This is a genomic window from Oricola cellulosilytica (genome assembly GCF_019966575.1).
GTDB lineage: Bacteria > Pseudomonadota > Alphaproteobacteria > Rhizobiales > Rhizobiaceae > Oricola > Oricola cellulosilytica.
Window position 1 is genome coordinate 136696 of the sequence record NZ_JAINFK010000006.1, and the last position, 12040, is coordinate 148735.

12 protein-coding genes are annotated in these 12040 nt (G+C 60.2%); 1 reads left to right on the plus strand and 11 read right to left on the minus strand.

The annotated features are described in order from the left end of the window. Position 1: 1 nt before the first annotated feature. The 11 genes from LC298_RS15110 to LC298_RS15160 all read right to left on the minus strand — a co-directional run bounded on the left by LC298_RS15110 (position 2) and on the right by LC298_RS15160 (position 10889). A complete protein-coding gene (locus tag LC298_RS15110) occupies positions 2-706 on the minus strand; it encodes an HAD-IA family hydrolase (RefSeq protein ID WP_131569599.1) in 705 nt (234 codons plus the stop codon). Then, the gene (locus tag LC298_RS15115) at positions 706-1659 is read right to left on the minus strand and encodes an MBL fold metallo-hydrolase (RefSeq protein WP_131569597.1); all 954 of its coding nucleotides are present in this window, start codon (positions 1657-1659) and stop codon (positions 706-708) included. Before LC298_RS15115 ends, LC298_RS15110 begins: the two co-directional genes overlap by 1 nt. Then, positions 1656-2369, minus strand: coding sequence for a ribulose-phosphate 3-epimerase (gene rpe / locus LC298_RS15120; RefSeq protein ID WP_131569595.1), 714 nt, complete (start codon positions 2367-2369; stop codon positions 1656-1658). The genes LC298_RS15115 and rpe overlap by 4 nt, the downstream gene beginning before the upstream one ends. Further along, positions 2366-3346: a CbbX protein gene (gene cbbX, locus LC298_RS15125; RefSeq protein WP_131569593.1), complete on the minus strand. Its 981-nt coding sequence runs from the start codon at positions 3344-3346 to the stop codon at positions 2366-2368. Before cbbX ends, rpe begins: the two co-directional genes overlap by 4 nt. Positions 3347-3415: 69 nt before the next feature. After that, the gene (locus LC298_RS15130) at positions 3416-3835 is read right to left on the minus strand and encodes a ribulose bisphosphate carboxylase small subunit (RefSeq protein ID WP_131569591.1); all 420 of its coding nucleotides are present in this window, start codon (positions 3833-3835) and stop codon (positions 3416-3418) included. A 26-nt stretch (positions 3836-3861) separates the two neighbouring features. Further along, complete coding sequence (locus LC298_RS15135) at positions 3862-5328, minus strand: form I ribulose bisphosphate carboxylase large subunit (RefSeq protein ID WP_199223301.1); 1467 nt, start codon at positions 5326-5328, stop codon at positions 3862-3864. A 39-nt stretch (positions 5329-5367) separates the two neighbouring features. Continuing rightward, the gene (gene fba / locus LC298_RS15140; protein ID WP_131569589.1) at positions 5368-6447 is read right to left on the minus strand and encodes a class II fructose-bisphosphate aldolase; all 1080 of its coding nucleotides are present in this window, start codon (positions 6445-6447) and stop codon (positions 5368-5370) included. A 12-nt stretch (positions 6448-6459) separates the two neighbouring features. Beyond that, positions 6460-6939 (minus strand): phosphoglycerate kinase, encoded by a 480-nt coding sequence (pgk, locus tag LC298_RS15145; protein ID WP_131569587.1) that lies wholly within the window; start codon positions 6937-6939, stop codon positions 6460-6462. After that, positions 6939-8954 carry a transketolase gene (gene tkt / locus LC298_RS15150; protein WP_131569585.1) on the minus strand — a complete coding sequence of 672 codons (2016 nt, stop codon included), beginning with the start codon at positions 8952-8954 and terminating at the stop codon, positions 6939-6941. Before tkt ends, pgk begins: the two co-directional genes overlap by 1 nt. 10 nt (positions 8955-8964) lie before the next feature. Then, positions 8965-9837 carry a phosphoribulokinase gene (locus LC298_RS15155; protein WP_131569583.1) on the minus strand — a complete coding sequence of 291 codons (873 nt, stop codon included), beginning with the start codon at positions 9835-9837 and terminating at the stop codon, positions 8965-8967. Positions 9838-9851: 14 nt separating this feature from the next. Beyond that, a complete protein-coding gene (locus LC298_RS15160; RefSeq protein WP_131569581.1) occupies positions 9852-10889 on the minus strand; it encodes a class 1 fructose-bisphosphatase in 1038 nt (345 codons plus the stop codon). A 111-nt stretch (positions 10890-11000) separates the two neighbouring features. On the opposite strand from LC298_RS15160, the gene LC298_RS15165 reads away from it, so the two are divergent. After that, positions 11001-11951: a LysR family transcriptional regulator gene (locus LC298_RS15165; RefSeq protein WP_131569578.1), complete on the plus strand. Its 951-nt coding sequence runs from the start codon at positions 11001-11003 to the stop codon at positions 11949-11951. The last annotated feature ends 89 nt before the right edge of the window (positions 11952-12040 follow it).

Sequence of the window (12040 nt, forward strand, 5' to 3'; positions counted from 1 at the left end):
ATCAGGCCAACTCGGTTATTTGCTCAAGCGCGGCGGGCAGATCCGTTAGCGTATCGATGACAGCATCGGCGCCCAATGTCGCCGGATCGTCCGGCGTATAACCGCCGCGCACCAGAACGATGCGCATCGAGGCGGCACGCGCCGCACCCACATCGGCGGCGCTGTCCCCCACCATGAGCGACCGCGCGACGGTCGAGCCAGTCTTCTCGAGCGCCGCCAGCAGCATGTCCGGCGCCGGTTTTTTTGCCAGGTGTGTCTCTGCTCCCTGGACCGCGACAAGATGCGGCGTGAAGCCGAAATGATCGGAGATCTCCTGCGTGAATGCGATCGGCTTGTTCGACACGATTCCACATTTCACGCCTGCCGCGGCGCAATCGGCGACCGTTTGCAGCGCGCCGGGCATGAGCGTCGTCAGATTCGTGAGATGGCCGCCATATATCGTCATCATGGCGTCAACAGCTTCCTCGAGCGCATCGCCCGCGAGGGGACGACCGCTTGCCGCTAGAGCACGTTCGACAAGCTTGCCGACCCCTCGACCGATCATCCCGCGGATTGAATCGAGCGGAAGCGGCCCCAGACCGAATCTATGCAGAAGCGTGTTCGTCGCCGCTGCAATATCCGGCGCGGAATCGACAAGCGTACCATCGAGATCGAAGAGGATCGCTTGGGGCCAGCCACGCCGCTCGTGGAGTGACGACTCGGGCATCACTCGAACTCCATCTGTTCGTAAACCCGACCGGCATTTTTCGTCGCCAATTCCTCGAAAGCGTCAAGATGGGCGTAAGGGCTCTGATCGACGTAATAGGCGTCGGTAAGGTCACCGCCCGCCTCGATATGTTCGCCGATCTTGCGGCGAACATAGACGAGATAATCCTTTGTATAGCGGCGAACCTGATCCATGTTCGTAGGGTGACCGTGACCCGGTATCACATAAGTCGCGCCAAGCGGTTCGAAAGCGTTGTCCCAGGTCTCGAGCCAATCGGCGGTCATCGTGTTATCAAAGATCGGCAGCAAACGTTCGTGGAACGCCATGTCGCCGGATACGACAAGGCTCTGTTTCGGCAGCCAGACCACGATGTCGCCTGGAGAATGCGCAGGCCCCAAATAGCGCGCTTCGATCCGGAAGTCTCCCATTTCGGCTATGTACTCGTCCTCGAAGGTTTCCGTCGGACCCTGCAGCGTGGTGCCGGCCGCCTTATCGCCGTTGTAGCGCCTCATGCCCTCCAGGATCTGCGCTGCGTCTTCCTCGAATTCTTCCGCGGCATCGACATGGGCGACAATCGGCACCCCCTGCTCCGCCCAGTAGGAATTGCCGAGCATGGCATGGCCCTGTCCGTTCTCGTTGATGACCAGCGTGACGGGCTGGTCCGTGACCGCCTTGATCTCTTCATGCAGCGCCTCTGCCAGCACATAGGCCGCCCCGCCATTGATGACGACAACTCCGTCGCCGGTGACGATAAAGCTGAGATTATTGTTGTGTCCCGTGTTCTCGTAGGTCGGAGGCGCGGTCGCGCCGATTGCCGAATAGACCCCCGGAATGAATTCGACCGGCTTCGAATAGAGCGGGCTTTGCGGATACTGGTCAGAGATCTTTTCGCTTGCCGCCAGTGGCGGGGCGAAAAGTACAGTGAGCGCCGCTAGAACTGCGATCCGTGTCATTGGGTGGTCTCCATGGGTCGTGTTTGCCGATCCGCAGTCTTCTCACCATTGGAAGCTGCGCGTATCGCGGCGATGTTTGCCCGATAAGCGTCTTCGGAACCACCCTTGAAAACGGCCGAGCCGGCAACCAGCACGTTTGCTCCCGCAGCGGCAACCAACGGGGCAGTTTCAGGAGTCACCCCGCCGTCGATTTCGATGTCGATCCCGCGATCGCCAATCATCGCCTTGACGCGTCTTACCTTTTCCACGACCGAGGAAATGAACAACTGGCCGCCGAACCCGGGATTGACCGTCATCAGAAGAACCAGATCCAGCCGGTCGAGCACATACTCGATCACGCTTTCCGGGGTCGAGGGATTAAGCGAGACGCCCGCCCTTTTTCCCATATCGCGGATCGCCTGCAGCGACCGGTCAAGATGCTTTGTCGCGTCCGCGTGAACCGTGATGACGTCGCAACCGGCATCAGCGAATGCGGCCAGGAAGGGATCGCAGGGCTCGATCATCAAATGACAGTCGAAGATCGCGTCGGTGCGATCGCGAACGGCGCTTATGACCGGGGGCCCGAAGGTGATGTTCGGCACATAGTGACCATCCATGACATCGAGATGAATCCAGTCTGCGCCGGCGCGCATGACTGCCTCGATCTCGTCACCCAGTCGGGAGAAGTCCGCGGAAAGCACGGATGGCGCAATGATGGTCTTCCGGCTCATTCCTTGTTCTCCTCTGTGGAGCTTTCGCGCGCACTGTCGGGCACACCCATCGTGAAGACGCGGCTGGCGCGCAAATCATCGGCAAGGATCGTAGCGAGGTCGTCAGCTGTCACCGGCACCGTGGCGTGCGAAAATAATCGGTTGGCCTGCCGCAACCGTGCCCGGTCGAGGGCGTTGCGGATCGAGCGCGCATTGGCGAAATGCGGTTGCTTGCGGCGCAGCTCGATATATTTCGCCATCAGCGCCTTCGCTTCGGCATCGAAGCGGTAGTTCTGCTCGGCCAGCATCGTCTCCGATATCTGAAGAAGCTCCGTGTCCCCGTAGTCAGGAAAGTCGATATGATGGGCTATACGCGACCGGAATCCCGGATTGGACTCGAAGAAGCGGTCCATGCGATCCTCGTAGCCCGCCAAAATAACGACAAGGTCGTCGCGATTGTTTTCCATTACCTGAAGTAGAATTTCTATCGCTTCCTGACCGTAGTCCCGTTCATTTTCGGGCCGGTAGAGATAGTATGCCTCGTCGATGAAAAGGACGCCGCCCATCGCTTTCTTCAGCACTTCCTTGGTCTTTGGTGCGGTGTGACCGATATACTGGCCGACGAGGTCGTCGCGGGTGACGGTCACAAGGTGGCCCTTACGCACGTAACCCAGACGATGCAGGAGACCTGCCATTTTGAGGGCGACCGTGGTCTTTCCGGTGCCGGGATTGCCGGTGAACGACATGTGCAGTGTCGGGGTATCGGTCGCCAGTCCCATTTCGCGGCGCGCCTTGTCGACAAGCAGGAGCGCCGCAGTCTCGCGAAGCCGCCGCTTGACCGGGGCGAGGCCGATCATGGTCTCATCCAGCTCGCGGAGAATCTCCGGCACGCCGCTTTCCTCAAAGGTCGAAGCGAGGTCGATGGACGATGGCCGCGCCTCCACTGGGTCGTCGGAGGTCTCCGCAATCTCGTCAGTGTACGTTGCCGATTCGGTCATGTCTCGCTCCACGAATTCAGATAACGGCCCCCGGACCTCGGAAGTCCGGGGAAAAGACGCTCTCGCGCTCTAGCCGTAACGGTGTCCTTCGGGTTCGCGGACCGCGTAGCTTTCCACCGAGTAACGGATGACCCGACCAGGCGCCTCCTGGCGAACGACACGGAAACCCGGCTCTTCCTTGGGCCGATTGACGATGAAGCTCATCCGGACCGATTCCCAGCCATGGGTGGCGTCGAAGGCCAGAACGCGGATGTATTTCCCGCCGTGTTCCTTTCGACACTCGTTCACCTCGTAGACCACTGCGGCGGCGTCACGATTGTCGAACATCGGATGCCCCCACATTTCCCAGTAGGTGTTTCGGGGATGCGGGTCATCCGTATATTCGACCGAAACCGCCCAGCCATTGTCGATGGCATATTGGGCCTGCGTGCGGATGTCATCGTCCGACAGATCCGGCAGGAAGCTGAATTGTCCTTGTCTGAGACGCATGTTGTTTCTCCTTGTCCTGGGTGCGTTTAAGCTGACACTTCCGGCGTCGGCGCAAAATCCGGCGCGTCCGTCGAAGCGTAGTCGAAGGTGACGTCCTTCCAGGTGTCGAGGGCCTGCTTGAGAGGCGTGCAGGTTTGGGCCGCATCGCGCAGGATGTCCTCGCCCTCATTCCAGATGTCGCGGCCAGCATTGCGGGCAAAGACCATCGCCTCGAGCGCCACCCGGTTGGCGGTTGCGCCGGCTTCGATACCGTGCGGGTGGCCGATAGTGCCGCCGCCGAATTGCAGAACGACATCTTCGCCCAGATAGGTCAGTAGCTGGTGCATCTGGCCGGCATGTATACCGCCCGAAGCGACCGGCATCATCTTGTTGAGCGAAGCCCAGTCCTGGTCGAAGAAGATGCCGTTTTCCAGCGCCATCGGATTATATTCTTCCCGGAAGATGTCGTAGTAGCCCTTGGTCGTGGCAGGATCGCCTTCCAGCTTGCCAACGACCGTGCCCGCATGCAGGTGGTCGACCCCCGCCAGCCGCATCCACTTAGCGATGACGCGGAATGACACGCCATGTGAACGCTGGCGGGTGTATGTCGAGTGGCCGGCGCGGTGCAGATGCAGGATCATGTCGTTGTCGCGGGCCCATTTGGCCATCGACTGGATCGCCGTATAGCCGATCACGAGGTCGATCATGATGATGACGGACCCGAGTGTCTTGGCGAACTCGGCGCGCTCGTACATCTCCTCCATGGTCGCGGCGGTGACGTTGAGATAGGTCCCCTTCACCTCACCCGTCGCGGCGCTGGCACGGTTGACCGCCTCCATGCAGTAGAGGAACCGGTCGCGCCAGTGCATAAAGGGCTGCGAGTTGATGTTTTCGTCGTCCTTGGTGAAGTCGAGCCCGCCCTTCAGCGCCTCGTAGACGACGCGGCCATAGTTGCGGCCCGAAAGGCCCAGCTTTGGCTTGACGGTGGCGCCGAGAAGCGGGCGCCCATAGGCATTGAGGCGCTCGCGCTCGACTACGATCCCGGTCGCGGGGCCCTGAAAAGTCTTCACATAGGCCACCGGCAGGCGCATGTCCTCCAGGCGCAGGGCCTTCAGTGGCTTGAAGCCGAAGACATTGCCGATGATCGACGCGGTCAGGTTGGCGATCGATCCCGGCTCGAATAGGTCGAGGTCGTAAGCGATATAGGCGAAGAACTCGCCGGGCGAATTGGGGACTGGATCGACGCGGTAGGCCTTGGCGCGATATTTTTCGCAGGCGGTCAGGCGGTCGGTCCAGACCACCGTCCATGTTGCCGTCGAGCTTTCTCCGGCGACCGCCGCCGCGGCCTCGACCTCGTCCACGCCGTCCTGCGGCGTGATCCGGAACAGCGCAATGACATCCGTATCTTTTGGCTCGTAGTCCGGTTCCCAATAGCCCATCTGGGCGTATTTCATCACGCCGGCGGAGTAGCGTTTCGCGCCCGTAACCGTCTTTATGTCTGACATGTCGTTCATCGGTTTTCCTTTCCTTTAATTACTGGAGCAGCGGGACAATCAGGCGGCGCGCGCGGTGGCGGTGGCCGGGTCGAGCCGGCCGGAGGCATAGCGCGTGGCCATTTCGTCCATCGGGATGATCTTGATTTTCGACGCGTTTCCGGCCGTGGCGAAGGCCTCGAAACGGTGGCGGCAGAGTTTCTCCATCGCGTCCATAGCCGGCTTCAGGAACTTGCGCGGGTCAAATTCCTGCGGCTTCTCGGTCGCGACCTTCCGGAACTGGCTGGCCATCGCCATGCGGCAGTCCGTGTCGATGTTGACCTTGCGAACCCCGTGCCTGATGCCCCGGACGATCTCCTCCACCGGCACGCCGAAGGTCTGGGGCATTTCTCCGCCGAACTCGTTGATGACGTCCTGCAGGTCCTGCGGAACCGAAGAGGAGCCGTGCATGACCAGATGCGTGTCCGGCAGCTTGGCGTGAATCTCCTCGATCACGTTCATGGCGAGGATGTCGCCGGTGGGCTTCCGCGAGAACTTATAGGCGCCGTGGGACGTGCCGCACGCAATCGCGAGCGCGTCGACCCTGGTGCGCATCACGAAATCGACCGCTTGGTCGGGGTCGGTCAGCAGTTGGTCTTGCGACAGCTTGCCCTCGGCGCCGGAACCGTCCTCTGCCGCGGCCTCGCCGGATTCGAGGGAGCCGAGGACGCCAAGCTCTCCTTCCACCGACGCCCCGACCCAATGCGCCATGCGTGAGACGCGTTCGGTGATCGCGACGTTGTACTCGTAGCTCGCCGGCGTCTTCATGTCCGCTTCCAGCGAGCCATCCATCATTACGGAGGTGAAGCCGTGGCGAATGGCGGTCATGCAGGTGGCTTCGTTGTTGCCGTGGTCCTGATGCATGCATAGCGGGATCTCGGGGTACATCTCGGTCAGCGCATCGATCATGCGCGAAAGCATGATGTCCCCGGCATAGGAGCGCGCTCCGCGCGAGGCCTGCATGATGACGGGCGCATTGCACGCACGAGCGGCCTCCATGATCGCGAGCCCCTGCTCCATGTTGTTGATGTTGAAGGCCGGAACTCCGTACGATTGTTCGGCGGCGTGATCGAGCAATTGACGAAGGGTGATGCGGGCCATATTCGGTTCCTTTCAGGCAGGTTCGGTCAGGTTTGTTTCGGGCGCGGGCAGCATCGCGGCGAGTTCGCCGATCCATGCGGCCGCCGGCTCCGGCAACTCGCCCGGAGCTGAGAAATAGTCGCCAAGCGCGCTGAGCCGGATCGCGAACGCACGGCTCAGGCGCCGTTCGTCCGGATGAAACCGAACGTTTTCAAGCAGAGCGATCGTTCCGAACGGCGTATCTGCAAGTCCGGCTTCCGCACCGCCGCCAACGCACTCGGCCACGAACCGTACCGGCACGCCGCTCGCTTCTTTCAGCGGCTTGACGAAACGGCGCAGGCTCAACGCCGCGTTGAAATCACCTTGTGGACTGCCGTAGCCGGCAAGGACCGCAACACGCGCACCGGATGTCGCGAGACCGGCAAGGTATCGACCGAATTCGGGTGTGAGGCCACCTACCAGATCGGCCCTGACGATCACGGTCTTGCCGTCGAGCGTGCCAGAAACATTCATCAGGAGGCCGCCCCGCGCAGCAAATCCCGCGCCTTCGAACAGACGGCGTCCGCCGTAATTCCGAAGTGCTTGTAAAGGTCGTCGGCCGGTGCGCTGGCGCCAAAGGAGCTCATGCCTATGAAGGCGCCGTTGTCCCCGGTCCAGCGGTCCCAGCCCAGCCGCGCGGCAGCTTCAATTGCGATACGCGGGGCATTGCCCAGGACAGAGCGCCGATGGTCCTCGCTTTGCTTCTCGAACAGTTCCCAGCAGGGCATGGAAACGATCGCTGCCCTGACGCTGCTCTCGGTCATCAGCTTGTCTGCTGCGGCCTTGGCGATCTCGACTTCGGAACCAGTCGCGATCAACGTAACATCTCGTTCGCCCATAGCTTCTCGCAGGATATAGGCCCCTCGTGTGGAACGGTTCTCGCGCGTGTGCGCTTCACGGAGCATTGGGAGCCCCTGCCGCGACAAAACCAGCACGCTCGGCGTCTTCTCCGAGGCGAGCGCCAGTTCCCAGGCTTCCGCGGTTTCGATGATGTCGGCGGGCCGGAACACGTTGAGGTTTGGCGTTGCGCGCAGCATCGCCAGATGTTCGACGGGCTGATGGGTCGGGCCGTCCTCTCCAAGTCCGATCGAGTCGTGCGTCATGACATAAATGACGCGCTGCTCCATCAGCGCCGAAAGACGCATTGCGCCGCGTGCATAATCGCTGAAAACGAGAAATGTGCCGCCGTAGGGAATGACCCCCCCGTGAAGGGCCATGCCGTTCATCGCTGCGGCCATGCCATGCTCGCGAATACCGTAATGGATGTAGCGGCCCTTGAAATGGCGTGGCGCAACCGAACCGAGGCCCTCGGTGACCGTCAGGTTCGAATGGGTCAGGTCGGCAGAACCGCCGACAGTCAGTTTCGTCGCAGCGTTAATGACACCGAGAACCATCTCGGACGCCTTGCGCGTCGCCACCTCGGTGGCCTCCTCGACATGGCGTTTCCGGAAAGCAGAAAAGTTCCGTCCGATGTTTCTCGGCAATCCTCCGGCAATTGCAGCTTCAAACCCCTTGCGCCTTCTGCTGGAGCCGAGCCGGGCTTGCCATGCCGAGCGCGCCCTCCGGCCTCGTATTGCGATAGAGCGCCACGCGCATGCGACGTTCTCGGGAATGACAAACGATTCATCGGCCCAACTGATGTTCGCCCGCGTCGCGGAGATTTCATCGGCTCCGAGGGGCGCCCCATGGATCTTCTCGGACCCTTCCATGTTCGGTGCACCCCTTCCAATAACCGTTCGGCAGGCGATCAGGGAAGGTTTTCTCGACTTGCGGGCTTTCTCGATCGCCTGGGCGATATCGCTCGTGTCATGACCGTCGACGATCCGGACCTCCCAGCCGGCGGCCTTGAAGCGCGCCGGCTGACTCATCGATGTGGACAAGGAGGTGGGTCCATCGATGGAAATCCTGTTGTCATCCCAGAGAACGATGAGTTTACCGAGATTCAGATGTCCGGCCAGATCAATCGCCTCGTGGCTGATGCCTTCCTGCAGGCAGCCGTCACCGGCGATCACATAAGTGTGGTGATCGACGAGTTTCGGTCCGAAGCGCGCCGCCATCATCCGCTCGGCGATCGCCATGCCGACGGCTGTCGCAAGCCCCTGCCCTAGCGGGCCGGTCGTCGTCTCGATACCCAGCGCGTGACCGTATTCGGGATGGCCGGCCGTCCGGCTGCCGAGTTGGCGGAACCGCTTCAATTCCTCGATGGGCATGTCGGGGTAGCCGATAAGATGGTGGATCGCATATTGCAGCATCGACCCGTGCCCCGCCGAAAGGACGAACCGATCACGATCCGGCCAATCGGATTTAGCGGGATCGATTTTGATGAAGCGGTTGAAGAGCACGGTCGCCACGTCCGCCATGCCCATCGGCATGCCGGGGTGACCCGAGTTTGCATTCTGGACAGCATCCATCGTCAGCGCTCGGATCGCATTGGCCATATCGCGCTCGCTCGCGGCCGCCTCGATGTTCGGTTCTACCTGGATATTCATGACCTTCTCCTCAGGACGCGCGACGTTTGAGATCCAGGAGCTTGTGGATCAGTGGCGTGAAGATGAGTTGCATGGCGAGATCGAGCTTCTCGCCGGAACAAACTATCGAATTGGCCCGCGACATGAAGCTGTCGTCCAGCATCGACAGAAGGTATGGAAAATCGATGCCGCGGGGGTTGGCGAACCGGATGACGAGCATCGATTCGGCTGGCGTCGGAATCCAGCGCGCCACGAACGGATTGGATGTGTCGACGGTAGGAATGCGCTGGAAATTGATATTGGTTTCGGAGAACTGCGGGCAGATATACCGGGCGTAGTCGGGCATGCGGCGCAGGATCGTATCGGTCACCGCCTCGGTGGAGTAACCGCGCAGCGACTTATCGCGATGAATTTTCTGAACCCATTCCAGATTGATCACCGGAACGACGCCGATCTTGAGATCGACATGACGCGGCAGATCCACCGCCCCAGTTTTCACGCAACCATGCAGGCCCTCGTAAAACAGCAGGTCGCTTGCTGGCAGATCCTCCCATTTCGTAAACGTTCCAGGCGGCGAGCCGAAAAATTCGGCCTCCTTGTCGTCATGAACATAATGGCGCGTCTTTCCTTTTCCCTTGCGTCCGTATTGTTCGAAAACTGATTCGAGAATTTCGAGTTCGTTCGCCTCGGGACTGAAATGAGAGAAGTTGTAATTTCCCTTCTCCTCTTCTTCCGCAACCTTTGCCTTCATCCCGGCCCGGTCGTAGCGATGGAACGCATCGCCTTCGATAGAGGCAGCAGTGATGCCTTCCCGCTTGAAGATCTTTTCGAACGTGTCCTTGACGGTCGTCGTGCCAGCGCCGGAGGAACCGGTGATCGCAATGATTGGATACTTGTTGGACATGAGATTTCGGCTCCCTAGGCCCGAAACAGGCCGCGATTACCGAACAGCGGATGCCGGTTTCCGATCGCCGATGGTTCGCCGTGATACCGCTTGATTTTCTCGACCTCCTTGCGCGAGCCAAAAACGAGTGGCGTACGCTGATGCAGGTCCGTCGGAACCAGATCGAGTATGCTGGTCAAGCCGTCGGTCGCGTGGCCACCGGCCTGCTCCATGAGCAGCGCCATGGGGTTGGCTTCGTAGACAAGGCGCAGCCGCCCTTGCGAATAGCCTTTGCGGTTGTCTCGCGGATAGAGAAATACACCGCCGCGGATCAGGATTCGGTAGGCATCGGCGACAAGCGAGGCGATCCACCGCATGTTGAAGTCGCGGTCACGCGGACCATCAGTGCCTGCCAGGCAATCGTCGACGTAAAGGCGAATGGCCTCGTCCCAGTGCCGGTAATTCGAGGCATTGACCGCAAATTCTGTCGACAACCGGGGAATCGCAATGGACGGATAGGCTTCGACAAAGGTGCCTAGTCGACTGGAAAATACGTAGATCCGCGTGCCGTTCAGCTTTGTAAGGGCCAACGCCAGTTGCGGTCCGTAGATGAAGAAACCCGCCGCCAATTGATTGCGGCCCGGCTGAGAAAAGGTATCTCCCACGGCCTCCAAGCGCGGCAGTATGGAAAAAATCGTGCCGATCGACACATTGGTGTCGATGTTCGACGAACCGTCGAGCGGGTCGATCGCGACCGCCAATTTGCCTTGCTGTGAGAGTTCGACGGGATTGGCCAGTTCCTCGGATGCGTAATGGCCAACCCCGGCGCGGCGCGCCGCGTCGATGAACCGGTTGTCGGCGTACACATCGAGATCCTTTTGGGTGTCCCCGCCCGCATTGTTCGACGAACGCTCCTCGGCAAAGGCCGCGCCGAGCGCTCCCTCGTTGACGGACTTGCGGACCTGCAAGGCGGCATCCGCGAACGCACGGATCACCGCGGCAATCTGGATGCGAACGGGATCGCGATGGCTCGTGAATGTATTGAGATACGCGTCCAGCGTTCGAGCTTGCATCGTGATCCTCCCGTGGCGGGTTCGCCGCCGTGCTCGCAAGGATCATGTTTTTTGAATATATGTAAACTTTATTAACTTTACTGTTCTGATAAATTTCTCTAACTTATCAGAATGCGTAGCCTGACACTCCGCCAGCTCCGGTCGCTTATAGCCATCGAGGAGACGGGAAAAATCTCGACTGCCGCCGAGCAGCTCAGATTAACCGGCCCTGCGGTGACTCTCCAATTGAAGCAGGTCGAGGAGGAGTGCGGACTTCGTCTCTTCGACCGAACCGCCGAGGGGATGCGCCCGACCGAGGCCGGAAAGGTTCTCTTGCAGGCCGCGCATGCGGTTCAAGGAGAACTTCGCACGGTGGAGGAAACGCTGGCCGATCTAAAGGGCGGCAAACGTGGCACACTCAGGCTCGGTGCTGTGTCGACGGCCAAGTATTTCGCGCCGCGCCTGATCGCCGGCTTTCAGAAAGTAAATCCGGCCATTCATATCGACTTGTTCATTGGCAACCGTTCGGAAACGATCGAGGCGCTGCGCGATCGCGAGATCGACATCGCTCTTATGGGAAGACCGCCTCGCGATCTTACGGTTAACGCACGGGTGTTTGGCGACCACCCATTGGTCATCATCGCACCGCCTGACCACCGCCTCGCCGATATCCGTGATGTCACGAAAGAAGATCTTCTTTCGGAACATTTTTTGCTGCGCGAACGCGGCTCGGGAACCCGCAACTCGTTGGAGATCTTTTTTGCCGATGTTCCAGACAAGCTAGAATCCCTTGGCGCGGAAATGGGATCGAATGAAACCATCAAGCAGGCGGTGATGGCCGGGCTCGGAATTGCGTTTATCTCCGCGCATACAATTGAACAGGAACTTCAGCTGAAAAAATTGGCCATACTCGATGTGACAGGCATGCCGATACGGCGCCAATGGTTTGCAATTTCGCGCAGCGACCGCTCCGTGACGCCGGCAATGGAGATATTCATTTCGTTCTTGAGCAGGCGGGGCGCCAGCTATTTGCCGATAAGTCCGAAAATCTACGCGGCGGGAGCTGCCGAGCTGGTCGGTTAGCGACGAACGTTTTTGTTGATATGGAAGGGTTCCGACTAAAGCCCGGCGCATTCGCAGTTCGAGATCCGCACTCACCCGGAACAAAGACG

Bases quoted from the DNA above. Each gene is read 5' to 3' on its own strand.
- LC298_RS15110 (WP_131569599.1), bottom strand. From the start codon at position 706: ATGCCCGAGTCGTCACTCCACGAGCGGCGTGGCTGGCCCCAAGCGATC.
- LC298_RS15115 (WP_131569597.1), bottom strand. From the start codon at position 1,659: ATGACACGGATCGCAGTTCTAGCGGCGCTCACTGTACTTTTCGCCCCG.
- rpe (WP_131569595.1), bottom strand. From the start codon at position 2,369: ATGAGCCGGAAGACCATCATTGCGCCATCCGTGCTTTCCGCGGACTTC.
- cbbX (WP_131569593.1), bottom strand. From the start codon at position 3,346: ATGACCGAATCGGCAACGTACACTGACGAGATTGCGGAGACCTCCGAC.
- LC298_RS15130 (WP_131569591.1), bottom strand. From the start codon at position 3,835: ATGCGTCTCAGACAAGGACAATTCAGCTTCCTGCCGGATCTGTCGGAC.
- LC298_RS15135 (WP_199223301.1), bottom strand. From the start codon at position 5,328: ATGAACGACATGTCAGACATAAAGACGGTTACGGGCGCGAAACGCTAC.
- fba (WP_131569589.1), bottom strand. From the start codon at position 6,447: ATGGCCCGCATCACCCTTCGTCAATTGCTCGATCACGCCGCCGAACAA.
- pgk (WP_131569587.1), bottom strand. From the start codon at position 6,939: ATGAATGTTTCTGGCACGCTCGACGGCAAGACCGTGATCGTCAGGGCC.
- tkt (WP_131569585.1), bottom strand. From the start codon at position 8,954: ATGAATATCCAGGTAGAACCGAACATCGAGGCGGCCGCGAGCGAGCGC.
- LC298_RS15155 (WP_131569583.1), bottom strand. From the start codon at position 9,837: ATGTCCAACAAGTATCCAATCATTGCGATCACCGGTTCCTCCGGCGCT.
- LC298_RS15160 (WP_131569581.1), bottom strand. From the start codon at position 10,889: ATGCAAGCTCGAACGCTGGACGCGTATCTCAATACATTCACGAGCCAT.
- LC298_RS15165 (WP_131569578.1), top strand. From the start codon at position 11,001: ATGCGTAGCCTGACACTCCGCCAGCTCCGGTCGCTTATAGCCATCGAG.